The organism is Spelaeicoccus albus, assembly GCF_013409065.1.
In the GTDB taxonomy this organism is placed as follows: domain Bacteria; phylum Actinomycetota; class Actinomycetes; order Actinomycetales; family Brevibacteriaceae; genus Spelaeicoccus; species Spelaeicoccus albus.
Map to the genome: position 1 here is coordinate 228,635 of NZ_JACBZP010000001.1, position 15,866 is coordinate 244,500.

At 65.9% G+C, this 15,866-nt stretch carries 13 protein-coding genes, 1 tRNA gene and 1 riboswitch; of the genes, 3 read left to right on the plus strand and 11 right to left on the minus strand.

The genetic code is table 11. From position 1 onward, the window contains the following. Positions 1 to 41 precede the first annotated feature (41 nt). A tRNA-Arg gene (locus BJY26_RS01065) sits at positions 42 to 114 on the plus strand. A 129-nt stretch (positions 115 to 243) separates the two neighbouring features. Here BJY26_RS01065 and BJY26_RS01070 read toward each other — a convergent pair. Then, entirely contained in the window at positions 244 to 1,080 is an 837-nt protein-coding gene (locus BJY26_RS01070) for an AraC family transcriptional regulator (protein ID WP_179424917.1), read from the minus strand. Positions 1,081 to 1,199: 119 nt separating this feature from the next. Here BJY26_RS01070 and BJY26_RS01075 point away from each other — a divergent pair, with 119 nt between their 5' ends. Next, positions 1,200 to 1,997: an alpha/beta fold hydrolase gene (locus BJY26_RS01075; protein ID WP_179424919.1), complete on the plus strand. Its 798-nt coding sequence runs from the start codon at positions 1,200 to 1,202 to the stop codon at positions 1,995 to 1,997. A 14-nt stretch (positions 1,998 to 2,011) separates the two neighbouring features. Here BJY26_RS01075 and BJY26_RS01080 read toward each other — a convergent pair whose 3' ends face one another. The 5 genes from BJY26_RS01080 to pdxH all read right to left on the minus strand — a co-directional run bounded on the left by BJY26_RS01080 (position 2,012) and on the right by pdxH (position 6,878). Continuing rightward, a complete protein-coding gene (locus BJY26_RS01080; RefSeq protein WP_179424921.1) occupies positions 2,012 to 2,950 on the minus strand; it encodes a universal stress protein in 939 nt (312 codons plus the stop codon). 97 nt (positions 2,951 to 3,047) lie between these two features. Next, positions 3,048 to 3,548, minus strand: a complete 501-nt coding sequence (locus BJY26_RS01085; RefSeq protein ID WP_179424927.1) for an HNH endonuclease — start codon at positions 3,546 to 3,548, stop codon at positions 3,048 to 3,050. A gap of 428 nt (positions 3,549 to 3,976) precedes the next feature. Further along, complete coding sequence (locus tag BJY26_RS01090; protein WP_237248856.1) at positions 3,977 to 4,828, minus strand: C40 family peptidase; 852 nt, start codon at positions 4,826 to 4,828, stop codon at positions 3,977 to 3,979. Between the two features lie 2 nt (positions 4,829 to 4,830). Beyond that, a riboswitch (cyclic di-AMP (ydaO/yuaA leader) is annotated at positions 4,831 to 4,988 on the minus strand. A gap of 170 nt (positions 4,989 to 5,158) precedes the next feature. Then, positions 5,159 to 5,848 (minus strand): iron-dependent transcriptional repressor DtxR, encoded by a 690-nt coding sequence (locus BJY26_RS01095; RefSeq protein ID WP_179424929.1) that lies wholly within the window; start codon positions 5,846 to 5,848, stop codon positions 5,159 to 5,161. 349 nt (positions 5,849 to 6,197) lie between these two features. Beyond that, positions 6,198 to 6,878 (minus strand): pyridoxamine 5'-phosphate oxidase, encoded by a 681-nt coding sequence (gene pdxH / locus BJY26_RS01100; RefSeq protein ID WP_237248855.1) that lies wholly within the window; start codon positions 6,876 to 6,878, stop codon positions 6,198 to 6,200. A 39-nt stretch (positions 6,879 to 6,917) separates the two neighbouring features. On the opposite strand from pdxH, the gene serC reads away from it, so the two are divergent. After that, a complete protein-coding gene (serC, locus tag BJY26_RS01105) occupies positions 6,918 to 8,042 on the plus strand; it encodes a phosphoserine transaminase (protein WP_179424931.1) in 1,125 nt (374 codons plus the stop codon). A 14-nt stretch (positions 8,043 to 8,056) separates the two neighbouring features. On the opposite strand, the gene BJY26_RS01110 is transcribed toward serC, so the two are convergent. From BJY26_RS01110 to BJY26_RS01130, 5 genes are all read right to left on the minus strand, one after another. Next, positions 8,057 to 9,379, minus strand: coding sequence for an MFS transporter (locus BJY26_RS01110; RefSeq protein ID WP_218852204.1), 1,323 nt, complete (start codon positions 9,377 to 9,379; stop codon positions 8,057 to 8,059). Positions 9,380 to 9,384: 5 nt separating this feature from the next. Beyond that, complete coding sequence (locus BJY26_RS01115) at positions 9,385 to 9,828, minus strand: MarR family winged helix-turn-helix transcriptional regulator (protein WP_179424935.1); 444 nt, start codon at positions 9,826 to 9,828, stop codon at positions 9,385 to 9,387. A gap of 365 nt (positions 9,829 to 10,193) precedes the next feature. Further along, positions 10,194 to 11,663, minus strand: coding sequence for an NCS2 family permease (locus tag BJY26_RS01120; protein WP_179424936.1), 1,470 nt, complete (start codon positions 11,661 to 11,663; stop codon positions 10,194 to 10,196). Positions 11,664 to 11,750: 87 nt separating this feature from the next. Next, complete coding sequence (locus tag BJY26_RS01125; protein WP_179424937.1) at positions 11,751 to 14,813, minus strand: sacsin N-terminal ATP-binding-like domain-containing protein; 3,063 nt, start codon at positions 14,811 to 14,813, stop codon at positions 11,751 to 11,753. A gap of 15 nt (positions 14,814 to 14,828) precedes the next feature. Next, positions 14,829 to 15,866, minus strand: a complete 1,038-nt coding sequence (locus BJY26_RS01130; RefSeq protein ID WP_179424938.1) for a DUF3027 domain-containing protein — start codon at positions 15,864 to 15,866, stop codon at positions 14,829 to 14,831.

A 15,866-nucleotide genomic window follows, 5' to 3' on the forward strand; every position in this document is an offset into this window, starting at 1 on the left:
GACCTACACTTGTCAATTGTCTGCCGCTTGTTCCGGCGCATGCCCTCGTAGCTCAGGGGATAGAGCACCGCTCTCCTAAAGCGGGTGTCGCAGGTTCGAATCCTGCCGGGGGCGCCGACGGGGACATGACCACTCGAAACGGCATTATCGACGCAGGGCATCGAGCCATCGAGCACCCGCCGGCGACGGCGGATTATTTGGCTGTCCCCTGGCCCGTCCTGTTCGCACGAACGCCGGGATCGGTCAGCCTTCAACGAGGTTCGAGATGGCCCGCTTCTGCCAGGCGCCGGCGTAAAGCCCCGTACCGTGTCGGAAGAATGCGGAGAATCCGGAAGCGTCCGGGAAGCCGAGCTCGCTCGCACAGCGCGCCGCGGTGAAGCGATCGTGAGCAAGCATCCGCTTGGCCTCCAACAGCACTCGTTCGACGATATAGGCTTTCGCCGTCCGCCCGGTAGCCTTTTGCACCGCCCGCGAGAGAGTACGGGGAGAATAGCCGAGAACGCGCGCGTAGAAGCCGGTGTCGCGATGCCCCCGGAAGTGTGCCTCCAGTTCTCTTCGGAACGCAACGAACAGCGAGTCGTTCGCGTAACGAGCTTCCGCCGCTCGGGGCACGCGCGCGAGGAACGCCGACAGCAGCAGCCCGGGGATCTCTGCAGGCGTGCCGGCTCCCGCTGCGCGGAGTTCAAGTTCGAGGTGGTCGAGGGCAGCAGAGACGAGTTCCGCGTCGGCGACCGGTTCGCAGACTCCGGGAATGTCAATGGGCGCGGCGCGGGCTCGCGTCGCCGGCGTGGCGGGCGCGGTAGGGAGAAACAGCACCAGGCTCCCGTCGACCGAAACCATGTCGTCCCAGCGATGCACGGCACCAGGCGGAATCCGCACGATCGAGCCCGGTGCAAGCGGGTACCGGTCGAAGTCGATTGACACCTCACCGACACCTTCGTCGACGACTGCGACGACATAGAAGTCCGCGCGCTGGGTCTCGTGGTCGTCAAGCTCCCGCAAGCGGGCGAAGCTCAACACCTCGACACCGCCGGCTGAACTGTCGCGCGGCTGGTAACGGAGTTGCCGGACATTGCTCATTTGTCCATTTTTCACCATTTGCAGGTCGATTTCACCATGGCCCCGTCCCACGAGCTACTGGTGGAATGGAAAGACGGTTCCGCCGAAAACGGCGGTCTTTGACAGGAGGAATATTGACCATGAGTGACCAATTACCGCACCACACGCGCCGACACGGAATCGGCCCCGTGCTGGTGTTCCTGCACTACTGGGGCGGGTCCGCGCGCACGTGGGCACCCGTGATTTCGAAACTGCCCGAACGCGACGTCCTTACTCTTGACTTCCGTGGGTGGGGGCGTTCGCGGACTCTGCCCGGGCCGTACGGACTACACCAGCTCGCGTCGGACACCCGCGCAATACTCGGCGCCTCCGGCGTCTCGGACTATGTCCTCGTCGGACACTCGATGGGAGGTAAGGTCGCCCAACTTGTCGCCGGAGCCGAGCCGGACGGGCTCCGCGGCATCATCCTGATCGCCCCGGCGCCGGCGGTGCCTGCGGCGTCCGTCGATGCGGAGCACCAGACGAGCCTCGCCCACGCGTACGACTCCGCCGAATCGGTTGCTCGCGCCCGCAATGACGTCCTCACGGCGACCGAGTTGTCCGTCGCAGACAAGGTGCAGGTCGTCGAGGACTCGCTCGCGAGCACTCCCGACGCACTCGTCGAGTGGCCTCTGCGGGGTATCGCGGAAGACATCTCGGCCGACACTCGTCGTATCAAGGTGCCGGCCCTCGTCGTCGCCGGCGGGAACGACGTCGTCGAGCCGGCCGAGGTGCTGCGCGCAAATCTCCTTCCACACCTGATTCGGCCCGACTTCACCGTGGTCCCCGATGCAGGCCACCTTCTTCCGTTGGAGGCGCCCGACGCCGTTGCCGCGCTCATCTCCGGTTTCGCTCCGGACTCGTCACTGCTCACGGCGACGTCAGCGACGGCTCAATAGCCGCCGGCTGGGCACTATTTGACGGTGGACCGATCCTTCTTGTTCACGCGCACCACCATGACCGGGCATTTGGCGTGGTGCAGCACCGCCTGGCTCGTGGACCCGAGCAACAAACCGGCAAATCCGCCGCGTCCACGCGATCCGACGACCAGCTGATCGGCCGTGTGGGACGCTCGAATGAGCATCTCGGCCGGCGACCCTTCGAAAAGTTCCCACTCGACGTCGAGCGAGGGGTACTTCTCGTTCAGCGCATCGACGCATGCACCGAGACTGGCCTTGGCTTCTTCTTGATAGCGCTCCATGTCGATGCCCGCCGGCAACCATTCCGGGCCGACCACCATCAGGCTCATGACGCCCACGATGCTCAACGGCTTGTTCTTCCGGACTGCGGATTCCGCTGCGGCCCACAGCGCCGGGTTCGTCTTCCCCAAGGCATCGATCCCCGTGACGATTCGACCGGTGAAGTCCATGTCCTCGTCGTCGCCCTCGGCGGTTTCCGCCGCCGGCTGCCGGCCCTCGGCCCAACAGATCGGCACGATCACGGTGGGACATTCCGAGTGCGCCGGCAGGGCCGACGACACGGTGCCGAGGAACCGGCCGGCAAATCCGCCCTTCCCGCGCGAGCCCACGACTGCCAGACCGCTTTGCTTGGATTCCTCGACCAGCACACCGGCCGCGTCTCCGACCTCGACGAGCCCCTCGGCCTCGAGACCTTCCGAGCGCGCTTTCGCCAAGGCGTCGTCGACGACGGCTCGGACGCCGTCCCGGATCGATTCGTCGTCCATCGGCACGTAGGACACGTCTATGCCGGTCGTTGCCACGTTCGGCACCGAATAAGCACCGACCAGGCGCATCGGCCAGCCCAATGATTTCGCTTCCCGAATGGCCCATTCCAAGGCGCACTGCCCGGTATCCGAACCATCGATGCCTACAAGCACCACGTTCTCTGTCATTGTGCCGGCCTCCAGACGTAAGTCGGTTTGTTGCACCGAGCCTAATACGCGGCCGCCGCGATCGGCTAGATGCTAGGCCGGGCGCGCCGACCCGCGCTCACGCCGCACGGGCGTACGCCAGGTATTCCTCCCACTGCGGACGCCCGCGCTCGATGCCCCGGACGAACCAGCTGCCCGCCGAGGGTGCCGTCGGAGTGAACGGCAACGTCCATCCCATTTCGCCCGGAGTTTTGGCGCCCTTGAGGTTATTGCATTTGAGGCAGCAGGCGACGAGATTTTCCCAGCTGTCCGCGCCGCCGCGTGAGCGCGGCACCACGTGGTCGATCGTTGCGGCCGAGCGCGAACAATACGCGCACCGGTGTGCGTCGCGGCGCAGCACACTGCGACGTGAGAGCGGCATCACGCGCGATCGGGGCATCTTGACGTAGCGGCGCAGCAAGATCACTGCCGGCCTGGCCAGCGTCGCGGACGGCGAGTGAACGGGCACTTCGTCGTCGGCCAGCACCGTGGCCTTTCCGGCGAGCACCAGCACTATCGCGCGTCGGAACGACACGACGGACAACGGTTCATACCCCGCGTTGAGGACCAACGTTCGCATAGGGAATACCTCCAGTTCGCAGGCGCACCGACGGATTCGGCAGCCTTGGAGTCGAGCAGGCAAGACCGGCCGGGCCCGAACACACGAAAAAAAGCGCCGCCATCGGCGACGCTTTGGTCAGCGGCCGGCCCGATGGGCGGCCGTGCATTCCGTGTATCCGGTGTTCCCGCGCACGCCGGGATATCAGGCCGCACCTGGTCTGGTTGGCTGAAATCACGCGCATGGGTGTCCCTTTGTCGGCAATGTCCGTAACCAGCGTATGCTTTTCCGCCGTCGATTTCAGCCAAATACCGGGGCGACGGAAACTTTTCGGCACGCGCAAGGGCCCCGGCACGCTATGTGCCGGGGCCCCGATCCGTCATCCGCTGTGTCGGCCGGTCGTCGGACCCGCCCGGATTCCGGTGCTATCGCTGGCTGAGCCGAACTGCTCAGAAGCGCAGGAAGGTGACGCTGCCCATCCACGAGTACGAACGGTGCGACGTGTCGGAGCTCGGGCTGCCGGCGTCGTACATCATGCCGTTGCCGGCGTAGATGCCCACGTGGCCCGGGTGCCAGATGATGTCGCCGGGGCGAGCTTCGGAAGCCGACACGACGGTGCCGGCCGAGCGGATCGCGCTGGACGAGCGCGGAATGCTGATGCCGGCCTGCTGGTACACGTAGCTGACATATCCCGAGCAGTCCCAGCCGCTCGGCGTCGTACCACCGTACACGTACGGCACACCGACGTAGCGAGCCGCGATCGACACGATCGAGCCGCCCTTGGCGGAGCTCGGCGCGCTGGACGACGAGGCACTGGACGACGCCGTGCTCGCGGTCGAAGCAGTCGACGACGAATCCGAGTCCGAGTGGTGAGTGGTGGACGGCGTCGTGTCGTCATCGGCCGTCGTGGTCGTTGTAGTGGTGGTGGTGGTTTCGGGCTCGGGCTCCGGAGCGGGCTCGGGCGCTGCTTCGGCCGAGAACTTCAAGGTCGTCGCGCTCGCCACCGTCGAGTCGGACTTCGCGGCCTTGGCCTTCGGGACGTTCAATGCGGCGTTTTCGGCCACAACCTGCTTTGCAGCGGAATTCGTTGCGTGATGATCCTTGACCGGTGCATTGTCATGCGCTTCGGTAGCCGACGCCGGCAGACCCATCGTGACGATCAGGCCACCGGTGGCGGCGATCACTGCACCGCGGCGGCCGATCGTGCCGGCGTTGGCACTGACCGCGTCCGAAAGGTGCGATAACGGCGTTTTAGCTGGAATGTCCGCGCGATGACGGCTCGTCGTGACGGCTTTCGACACAGAATTTACCTCTCCACAGCCTGCGAAGTGAGCTGTCGGGTTCGGACTGGAGTTTGTCCGGCACAGGGGTTTTCACCCCGCACTTCACCCCTAGACCGTTTTGTGAACGGTCAAGATCTTGGGTTCCCCGCCGCTGCCTGAATGTCGTCTTCCCAATCTCCGGCGGCAGCGCTCGGCTATCCGGCTTGGGGCTCCGGATCCTTGAATAATTCGGAGCGGTGTCAATGCTAACGAATATGTATCCGAATGTCACGCGGAGGTCACGGATTGATGCAACCGATCAACCCGTCTCAGACATCATCCCAGGTCAGAGCGCATATTCGTCGTTATTTATCGAGCGATAAAAATGTGCGCAGCGACTTCGAGCGGGAGCTCCAAGGCCTCGTTTGACTGATCCGAGAGCGAACTGACGGTGACGAATGACCCCGAACGTTCGGCCCGCAGCTCACTCCCGGGGACGACCAGGCAGTCCTTCAACTGCCCCAGCAATTCCGGGTCGACCTGGATCGGCTCGCCGATCCAGCCAACCGTCACGTCCGTCTGTCCGCCGTCGTCCAGCGTCTCGACGAGACTTTGCACGTTCGGTGTCGGCGCGGCGTCCAGACCCAGGCGCGCCAGACCCGGGATCGGGTTGCCGTACGGGCCCGTCGCGAGGTTTGTCAGGATGCGCACCAGCCGCAGCTCGACCTGCTCGCTCATCACGTGTTCCCAGCGGCAGGCTTCTTCATGGACGAGCTCCCAATCGAGACCTATCACGTCGTTGAGCAGGCGCTCGGCAAGTCGATGCTTTCTCATGACTTCGATGGCATGCTCGCGGCCGGCGTCGGTGAACTCGAGATGGCGATCCCCCGACACGATCAGCAAGCCGTCGCGTTCCATCCGCGCAACGGTCTGCGAAACTGTCGGCCCGCTGTGCCCGAGACGCTCGGCGATCCGTGCCCGAAGCGGGACGACGCCTTCTTCTTCGAGCTCGAGTACCGTTTTGAGGTACATCTCGGTCGTATCGATCAGGTCATTCACGGTGGGCAAGTCTCCTTGGGTAAAGATCGGCACATTAAAGACTAGTAGGTCTACCCGACATCCATAACCGTTGCGGGCCCCGCTTCATGCCCGAATGGCGCGCAGCGGGCGTCAGCCGGCAGCGAAAATCAATGGCGTGGTCCAATCTGCCGGGGCTACGCTGTAAGGACACGAGAAAGGAGGTGGTCCACAAATAATGCATTCTTTGAGGACTCGTGAGGTGGTTGCCGGTTAGGCAGCTTGCTGCCGGACAATCTACGGCAGCCACCGCGGCCCGTGGGGGTCGAGCCCAGTCCAGCTCGACGACATCAACCCCACGGGCCGTTTCTCTGCCCGGACGACCCCGTACTTACGGATAGCGGCGCTCGACCCGCCAGTCCGGCGCGGCAGCCAGGTCCGCCGGACGGCCGTCCACGGCGAGATACACCAACCGGTCGTGAAAGCGATCATGGCGTCCGGCCCAGAATTCGACTTCGAACGGCCGAATCAAATACCCGCCCCAAAATGGCGGGCGCGGCACGTCGCCGCCTGCGAATCTGGATTCGACCTCGGCCAGGCGCTCGTCCATCACTTGCCGTGACCCGACGGGTTCGGACTGCGCCGACGCCCAGGCGCTGAGCTGCGAGCCGCGCGATCTGCTTGCGAAATACGCGTCGGACGTCGCGTCGTCCACCTTTTCGGCAATGCCGCGCACGCGCACCTGTCGGAAGATGGGATGCCAGGGAAAGAGCAGCGCCACCTGGGGATTCTCGCCGATTGACCTGGCCTTGCGCGACGAGTAATTCGTGTAGACGACGAAGCCATCGCCACCGAAGTCCTTCAGCAGAACCGCGCGCGCGGCCGGTCCGTCGTCGCCGGCCGTGGCAAGCACGACGGCATTGGGCTCGGGTAGCGTCCGCTCGGCATCGTGGAACCAGGCGACGAACTGATCGGCGGGTGTTTCGGCCAGCTCGTCTTCGCTGAGCCCCTCGCTGACGTAGTCGATTCGTTCCCCGGCGGCTTCAGGCAGTCGAGACGAACTGTGAGGCAACGGATTCTCCATCATGTACTCCACGGTAGAGTGTCGAGCGTGACGACTGACTCATTCACGCTCACCATTCCCGACGATTTGCTCCCGGCCGACGGCCGGTTCGGCGCCGGGCCGTCGAAGATCCGCCCGGCGCAGGTCGACGCACTCGCCGCGGCCGGTACGAGCCTGCTCGGCACCTCGCATCGACAGTCGCCCGTGAAGAACCTGGTCGGGCGCGTTCGCACCGGCGTGACCGAGCTTTTCAATCTGCCTTCCGGGTATCACGTCGTGCTCGGGAACGGCGGGTCGACGGCGTTTTGGGACGCCGCAGCGTTCGGTCTCGTGCGGAACAAGGCGCAGCACCTGGCGTTTGGCGAGTTCGGCTCGAAATTCGCTTCCGTGACCGACACGGCGCCGTTCCTCGACCCGTCGTCCATGATTTCGGCAGAGCCCGGCGACGGCGCGCAGCCGACGGCCGAGGCCGGCGTCGACGTATACGCGTGGCCGCACAATGAGACGTCGACGGGCGTCGCGGTTCCGGTAAGCAGGGTCGGCGGAGCCGACGATCTGGTGGTCGTCGACGCGACGTCGGCAGCCGGCGGATTGGCAGTCGACGTGACCGAAACCGACGTCTATTACTTTGCGCCGCAAAAGAATATGGGGTCGGACGGCGGCCTGTGGATCGCCGCCATGAGCGACAAGGCGCTTGCCCGGGCCGACGAGATCGCAGGGTCGGGCCGCTGGATCCCCGAGTCGCTCAGCCTCACTACGGCAATCGCGAATTCGGCAAAGAATCAGACGTACAACACGCCGTCCGTTTCCACCTTGCTGATGCTTGCCGAGCAACTCGACTGGATCAACGGCAACGGGGGTCTCGACTGGGCGGCGGCCCGCACCAAAGAATCGGCGAAGATTCTTTACAAGTGGGCAAAGCGATCCGACGTGGCAGAGCCGTTCGTGGCCGATAAGAATTACCGGTCGAACGTCGTCGTCACAATCGATTTCGATGCGTCGGTCGATGCGGCGGCCATTGCCTCGGTTCTCCGTGCCAATGGCGTCGTGGACGTTGAACCGTATCGCAAGCTCGGCCGCAATCAGCTGCGGATCGCCACTTTCGTCAGCGTGGACCCCGCCGACGTCGAAGCACTCACGCATTGCCTGGATTTCGTGCTCGACGCCATCTAGTCGGAACCACCGCGTCACGTTCGCCGCGAGGTCGTCTCCTGAATGGCCAGTTGATCGGTCGCGGCCTGCCGTTCCTGCGAGTCCGGGTCGGGGGTCCGCTGCAATGCCAGCCGCGGCCGGACGCCGGTGCGGTAGCGGATGTGGATGTGTTGGTGTTTGAACACGAAGACGACGCCCACGACCGCGGCAACGATGCCGGCGGCAGCACCCACGCCAAGCGCCCAGCGCGGGCCGAAGGCATTGGCCACCCAGCCGACGATTGGCGCGCCGATCGGCGTCCCGCCCATGAATATCGCCATATAGAGCGCCATGACACGCCCGCGCATGGCGGGCTCGGTGGTCATTTGCACCGTGGCGTTGGCGCTCGTGGTCAAGGTGATCGCGCTCATGCCGATCAAGACCAGGGACGCCGCAAAAGTCCAGTAATTCGGCATGAACGCCGCTATCGCGCATGCCACCCCGAACCCCGCGGCCGCGCCGAAGACGAGCCGGAGCCGCGGCCGCTCGCGCCTGGCCGCCCAGAGCGCGCCGATGACGGAGCCGATCGCCATCACGGACGACAGCAGCCCGTAGGCACCCGCGCCCTTGTGGAATTCGGTGCTGGCCATTGTGGAGGTGAAGATCGGGAAGTTGAGTCCGAACGTGCCGACCAGAAAAATGACTACCAGGATGATGAGGATGTCCGGCCGCTTGGCCACGTAACGGAATCCCTCGAGCACCTCGCCGTGACCGCGCTGCGCGCGCTTCATTTGATGCAGCTCGGACATTCGCAGGAATCGAAGCGAGGTCAGCACCGCCAGGAAGCTGACCGCGTTGATGATGAACACCCACCCGGCGCCGATGACGGCCATCAGGCCGCCGGCGACGGCCGGCCCCATCATGCGGGCGGCGTTGAACGAAGCCGAGTTCAGGGCGACGGCGTTTGTGAGGTTCTCGCGTTCGACGAGTTCGGAGACGAACGTTTGCCGGGCCGGGCTGTCCACTGCGGAGACAAAGCCGAGCAGCAGGGCGAAGATGTAGACGTGCCAAAGCTGTGCGTGACCGGAGAGTATGAGAGCACCGAGCCCGAGGCCGAGCACCCCCATCGATCCCTGGGTGGTCATCAACAGCTTGCGGAGGTTGAATCGGTCGGCAATGAATCCGGTCCACGGCACCATGAGCAGCGGGGGCCCGAGCTGAAGCGCCATCGTGACGCCGACGGCGGCGGCGTCGTTGTCCGTGAGCACCGTGAGGACTATCCAATCCTGCGCGGTGCGTTGCATCCACGTGCCGATATTGGACACAATGGCGCCCGAGAACCAGAGCCGGTAGTTGAAGAAGGCAAGCGAACGGAACATGCTGTTCACTTCGCGGCCACCTCTTTCAAGATCGCGGCGGCCTCGGCCAGGGTCCTGCGCTGATCGGCGTCCAGGCGGCGCACTTGAGTAGCCAGCCAGGCATCGCGCCGGCGCCGGGTGTCCCTGACGATGTCCGCGCCCGGCGCGGTGAGCGTGATGCGCACTTGGCGGCCGTCGTCCGGATCCGGGTCGCGCACGGCGTACCCGGCGTCGACAAGACAGTTCACGGTGCGGTTCATGGACGGCGGCTTGACGCCTTCGTATTCGCTGAGCGACGTGAGAGTTTGCGGACCGCGGCGATCGATGAATGCCAGGACTGCGTACTGGCCGTCAGTGACTTCGTGGTCCGCCTTTTCCGTACGCAAACGCCGGACCAGCCGGTTCGAGGCGATGCGTAGTTCGTTCGCCAGCTGGATGGCGCTGAGTTTTCGAGGAGAAGGATCATTCATCGGTAATTAGCATAACTCATTAGCCATGCTAACTACAGACTTGTGAGACCGAAGTAACGGCGCCGTCCGGCCGGTGGTCATCGCGCGCGAGAGCCGGGTGTCGGTGCTCCCTGAGAGGATTGCGGCAATGGGAGGGGATGGCCTTTTCGATGAAGTTCGCACCGAGCAACGCACGCATGTCGACCATACCGGCGCCACCCCGGCCGGCAATACCGGCTCGGCCGCGGCGGCCGCGGAAGTACGACTGGGTCAGCAACAGCTATTTCGATCAGCTGCGTCAAGCGCGCGAGGCCGCCGCGGACGTTCTCCGCCGCACGGAGGAGTGAGCGCGTCCGTGCGTCGCTGCCGCTGCGGCCCCCTCGAAGTCAGTGTGCGAACGCGTCCTTGATCGGCCCGGACACGAAGTAGAAGATGAAGAGTGCTGCAGTGAGCCACATCAGCGGATGCACGTCGCGCGGCTTCCGGCGGGCGACTTTGAGCACCACGTGCATGATGAAGCCGGCACCGATGCCGACGGTTATCGAATAGGCGAACGGCATCAGCATGATTGTCACAAATGCCGGAATCGCGATTTCGACGTCGGTCCAGTCGATAGATTTGACCTGCTGCATCATCAAAAAGCCGACGAGGACGAGAGCGGGGGCCGCCGCCTCATACGGCACCATTGCGGCGATCGGCGCCAGGAAGACCGCCAAGAGCATGCCAATGCCCGTCACGACATTGGCCAGACCGGTCCGCGCACCCTCGCCGACGCCGACGGTCGACTCAACGAAACCGCTGTTGTTCGATACCGACCCGAGGCCGCCGGCGATCGCACCGATCGAGTCCGCCACCAGGATGCGACGGGAGCCGATCACGTTCTTGTCTTTGTCGAGCATGTCGCCCTCGGCGCCAATGGCAGTCATGGTGCCGAGGGCGTCGAAGAAGTTCGTGATCAGCATCGTGAAGACCGCGAGAATGCTCGTGACGACGCCGACGTCCGTCCACGACCCGAGCAGGTTGAATTGGCCCAGCAGCGACAGGTCGGGAAGCTGCGCCCATGATTTCGGCAATTCGGGCACGCTGAGCTGCCAGCCCGCGTCGTTGACGACCTTGCCGGCGGCGTTGGTACTCGACCCGATATGCAGCGTGGCCTGGAGGATGACGGCAAGGATCGTCGAGCCGATGATGGCGTACAGGATCGCGCCCTTGACCTTCAGCGTGTGCAGCACGAAGAGGGTGACAAGTCCGATGACGAACACCAGCGTCGGCCAGCCCACCAGCCATCCGCCGACGCCCAGCTCCACCGGCGTACCGGAGCCGCTGCGCACGAATCCGGCATTGACCAGACCGATCAGTGCAATGAACAAGCCGATCCCGACCGTGATGGCGACCTTCAATTGTGCCGGCACCGCCCGGAAAATTGCCTCCCGGAATCCGGTGAGCACGAGAATGAGCAGGATGACGCCTTCGATCACGACGAGTCCCATGGCATCGGCCCAGGTCATGCCCGGCAATGCCGCAATGCCGAACGTGATGAGCGCGGAGAGTCCCAACCCCGCCGAAATCGCCATCGGGAAGTTCGCCATCACGCCCATCAGGATGCACATGAGACCGCCGATGAACGCCGTCGCCGCGGCGACTGCGGCAATATCGGGCGAGGAGCCGCCGCCCAGGAATTTTCCGGTGCCGTCGGTCGCAGTGCCGATGATCAGCGGGTTCAGCACAATGATGTACGCCATGGCAAAGAAAGTCGCCAGGCCGCCACGCACCTCCCGGCCGATCGTCGATCCGCGTTCGGAGATCTTGAAGAAGCGGTTGATGGCCGAGGGTTGTTTTTCGGCTGTGATGGGCATCCGGTTTCCTTTGAGAAGGTAGTGCTGTTCCCGGCGGCCGTACCCGCGCGGACTTACCCATTCTGCCCTATCTCCGGCTGCGGGCGGCTACCCCATTTCGCCGAGCACGTCCGGCACCGTCTGATCGCCGGTGGCAACGGCGAACAGCGCATCGCGCACTTCCCAGCGGCCGGTCGCCCAGGCGAGCGCCCGCGAAAGTCCGAAGATCGTGGCGGCGTGGATCGTGTCGTGGTCGATCCACCAATCGACCGGCCGGCCATCCACGCGCAAATCGTCGTGCTCTCGGTAGGCCGGCAGCGACGTCAGTCCGAGCGCCTCGCATAGTTTGCTCACGGCGCGGGGGTATTCGGCCCGGTGTCCGGCCGGCAGCACTTGATCGGCAAGTTCGCTGCCAAGTCCCGCATCGAGCGCACTCGCCAAGTCGTCGGCAAGTTCCGGCCGAGCCCACGATGCCCTGACGGCTCTGCCGAGGTCGCTGCGCGCCAGCCAGTACGGCGCTTCGGCCACGAACACGTTCGCCGAGGACGACCGGACGGCGCGCCCCGATTCCGGGTCGATCGCAGCAAGCTCGGACGGCGCCGGGTCGAGTTCGATGCCGGCTTCGGCAAGAGCCGTCCACACGGGCACGCATTCGGCGATTCCGGCGCCGTCCAGTCGGTCCAGGACGGCCTGCCAGCCATCGGCGTCAAGGTCGCCCGGGGCCGTTGCCAATAGCGCGTGCCGGACTTCGGAGCTCAGGTCGGCCATCCAGTCGGGTGCTGCCCGGCCGGGTGACATGCCTGCCGGGCCGGCCACGTCGGAGTGTTGTCCCAGGGGAAGACCGTCCACGTCGACATGGCCGGCGATCCACGCCGCGGCCGGTCCGCGAACGTCGTGCCGGTCGCCGTCGACCATGACCGGCACGCGCCCGGTCAGTGCGGCGCGCAGCCCGGCATCGCCGTCCATGAGTGCCAACGCCGATGGCCAGTCGGCAATGAGATCGAGACCGAGGATCGTCGTCACGTCCGGCACGTACACGGGCCCGTCGAATCGGCGCTCCAGATCTTCCAGCCACCAGGCGGTGGGGTCATCGACGGCGTCCAGTCCCGCCTCGCCGTCACCGACCGAGTCGGAAGCCAAATCGGCGGCCCGAACGACGACCGGGCCGGTCCGCACGCCGATCGCCGCAAGGACACTCGCCGGGTAGTCCCGCGCGATCTTTTCGTCGAGCGGATACTCCTCGCCGGCGTCGTTGAGCGATTCGGCCGCGCTGCCGGGCAGATAAAGGTCGGCAGCCGGCGTCGGCTCGCCGTCCGAATCGAGTAGCGGGACCTCGGCCAGCCACGGATGGCGTACAAAAGTCGCGGCGTCGGCCGGATCGGCGGAGGTTTCCACCGCAGCAGTCACGACCGCCAGAATCTCGCGCCGGACGCGCGCGGCCTGCCGCCATGCGCCCTCGTCGCCGTCCACGAGGCCGAGGCCGAACGATTCGCCAAGCAGTTCCAGCACTCGTCCGGGCTCCGGCGGCGCAGCGCCAAGACGTTCGAGGACGCCGGCCGCTCCATCGACCATCGCGTCGGGGTGCACGGTCGGAAGGCCGAGGGCGGCGAGGTCGCCGGCGTGGAAGCCGCCGGGCATCAGCAACCCGCGAGCGCCGCGACGCCATTGAACCGGCCGACCGTCCCCGCCGTCCGGTTCGGCAGCGGTCAGCAGCGGCACGGGCACCAGCGCGGCCGCCTCGGCGACGGCGGAGTCGCCGATTTCGCCCGAGAGAATGGTGAGCAGCTCCGCTGCGTCCTGCGGAGTGTTGCACGGATAGGCCTCGATCACCTCGTCGAGGCCGACGCCGCGCACGCCGAGTTCGCGCAATTCCGCGCGCAGCTCGGGATCCGGCGGACAAATCAGCAGTTCGGGCATCCGCGCGGACAAATCCGCGGCCAGCGCCGCGCCGGGCCCTTCAAGGATCCGCACGTCGGGCGGGGCTGCCGCCGTGCCGTCGGACCGGCGAAGCCAGCGGCGGCGAGTCAACGATTCGCTGGCCGCCTCCCGCACCCGCGAATCGGCGGGTGAGGCCGGGAGGCCGCCGGGCAACAGCCGGGTGACGGCGGTCAGGTCGTGGTCGCCGGCATAGTCCGCGACGAGCCGGGCATACAAGGTTCCGGCTTCCGCGCACAACGAGGCCGTGGCCGCCGTGTCGGCAAGTCGCCGCCGGTCGGGCTCGACGGGGAATGATCCGAGCAGGAGTGCGGGCAGTCCGATCGCCTCGGTACTGGGCGTGGGTGCGTGGATGACCGGTTCGGTGAGCATCGAGGCTTCGGCCGGCAATGCCCAAGCCAGCCACCAGTGCGGGTCGGCGCCGGGCGGAAGGGCGGCCCGGTCGTCGTCCGTGAATGTGCCGGCGGCGCGCACGACCTGCCATCGGGACGCCGCATCGGCGCAGCGACGCTCGTTGCCGTCCACCTTGACCGTGAGGTCGCCAAGAGCGTCCAGCGCCAACAACGCCGGGTCACCGAGTTGCGCCAGCTGCTCGCGGGCGCCGCCGACGGCTTCGGAGCGCAACGGCAGCCGGATAACCGTGTCGAAACCGCGATCCAACAGTTCGCTCGCATGACCGGTCGGTTCGGCCGGGAACGGCAAGCGCAGGATCGGCAGCGTCCCGGGGCGTCCGGGGCGGTCGTCGAGCTCGCGACGCACTGCTTCGAGCGCGGGGTCGGCGTCGATCAGCGCGCGGGTCTCGTCCGGCGTGAACCGGACTCCCCCGGTTTTGGTGAACAACGACGGCGCGGCAGTCAGTTCGAGAACTGCGGTGAAGCCCAGTCCGAACCGGCCGATGGCGGCGGTGTCGCGTTTGCCGGAAGCTCGCAACGACGCCACCCCCGAGACCCCTTCCGCGTCAAGCGGTGCACCGGTATTGGCCGCGTACAGTACGGCGGCGTCGGCCTCGCGGATGAGATCGAAGAGCACACTTCCGGCAACGCCTGCTTGAGCAGCGGCGTCGGCGGCGTTCTGGGCAAGCTCGTATGCGGCGCGGCCGCGGTATCCGCCGCGGACCAATTCGTCTTCCGCTGCGGCGTCCTCGCGGAACCGCAAGATGGTTGCCCGCCACGCGGCGACTGTCGCACGGCGCACTCCCGCCGTGTCGAACGGGTCGGACGGCGCCGGCTCGGGCATGGGGTTACCGGCGGGTCATTGCGGCGACGAGGCGAGGTCGAACGCCATTTCATCGACGACCGGCGGCGCTACCTCGGGGCGGGAGTCCGTCGCGCGGGTCTCCGAATGCGCGCCGCATCCGTGATCGAGCGACACGACCTGACCGTCCTGCGGCGACCACGCATTGGCGCACACTCCGAATTGGCGGCGCAGGCTGCCGGCCAACAGCATGAGATACCCGCAGCTGGAGCACTTCATGTCGGAATTACGCGCAGTTTCGCTGTTCGGGCCGTTTTCGCCGGCCTCCCACCGTTCGGCCGCGCTTTGCCGGCCTTCGGGCGACAGCACGCGTTCACGACCCAGCCCGAGCTCGTACAGCGCAAGTCGATCGGAGTCGTCATCGTTCGTCTCTTCGTATCCGGGCTCAAGATTGGGGTCGTCGTCCAGATACGGCAGGACGTCGCGCGGGCCGACGTCGCCGGGCTTGAGACGTTCGTCCCACGGCAGCCACTCGGGAGCGGTGAGCGCGTCGTCGCCCGGGAGCAGTGCCGTTTCGCACACGGTGACCTTCTTCGAGCGGGGCACGCGCGTCAGTACGGCGATCCAGTACCACCCGCGGTACCCCTTCGCGGTGCACACGAAGGAATGGGTGACCAACCGGTCGCCTTCCATGCTGGCGCCGATGTGGTCGCCGACCTCGCCATCGGCGGCGACCTCCAAAATCGCCTGCCGTGCAATATCCACGGCGGCAATCAGGATGGCGTCCGATGCGGGCTTTCGTTTACGGGGGGCTGTCGACGTCGCTGGACTCGTTGACGGGCTCACGGTATCTATTGTCTCTCTTTCACCGGTCCCCTGCCCAATCGGACGCGCGGAACCCTCCTGATCGTCGGTATCCGCACTGCCGTCGGCGCTGGTGTCATAGTCGTCGTCCGGCCGTTCGTCGCCACCGTCTGCCGACCGATCGGCTGTCTCGGCGGCGTCGCTCGTCACCCGTTCGACCTTGTCGTCCGTCTGTTCGGCAGGTCGTCCCCACAGCCTGGCCCAAAAGTCTCGGAACCCGGAACGACCCAT

Coding starts and splice junctions, on each gene's coding strand:
- BJY26_RS01070 (WP_179424917.1), bottom strand. CDS start 1,080: ATGAGCAATGTCCGGCAACTCCGTTACCAGCCGCGCGACAGTTCAGCC.
- BJY26_RS01075 (WP_179424919.1), top strand. CDS start 1,200: ATGAGTGACCAATTACCGCACCACACGCGCCGACACGGAATCGGCCCC.
- BJY26_RS01080 (WP_179424921.1), bottom strand. CDS start 2,950: ATGACAGAGAACGTGGTGCTTGTAGGCATCGATGGTTCGGATACCGGG.
- BJY26_RS01085 (WP_179424927.1), bottom strand. CDS start 3,548: ATGCGAACGTTGGTCCTCAACGCGGGGTATGAACCGTTGTCCGTCGTG.
- BJY26_RS01110 (WP_218852204.1), bottom strand. CDS start 9,379: ATGTTCCGTTCGCTTGCCTTCTTCAACTACCGGCTCTGGTTCTCGGGC.
- BJY26_RS01115 (WP_179424935.1), bottom strand. CDS start 9,828: ATGAATGATCCTTCTCCTCGAAAACTCAGCGCCATCCAGCTGGCGAAC.
- BJY26_RS01120 (WP_179424936.1), bottom strand. CDS start 11,663: ATGCCCATCACAGCCGAAAAACAACCCTCGGCCATCAACCGCTTCTTC.
- BJY26_RS01125 (WP_179424937.1), bottom strand. CDS start 14,813: ATGCCCGAGCCGGCGCCGTCCGACCCGTTCGACACGGCGGGAGTGCGC.
- BJY26_RS01130 (WP_179424938.1), bottom strand. CDS start 15,866: ATGGGTCGTTCCGGGTTCCGAGACTTTTGGGCCAGGCTGTGGGGACGA.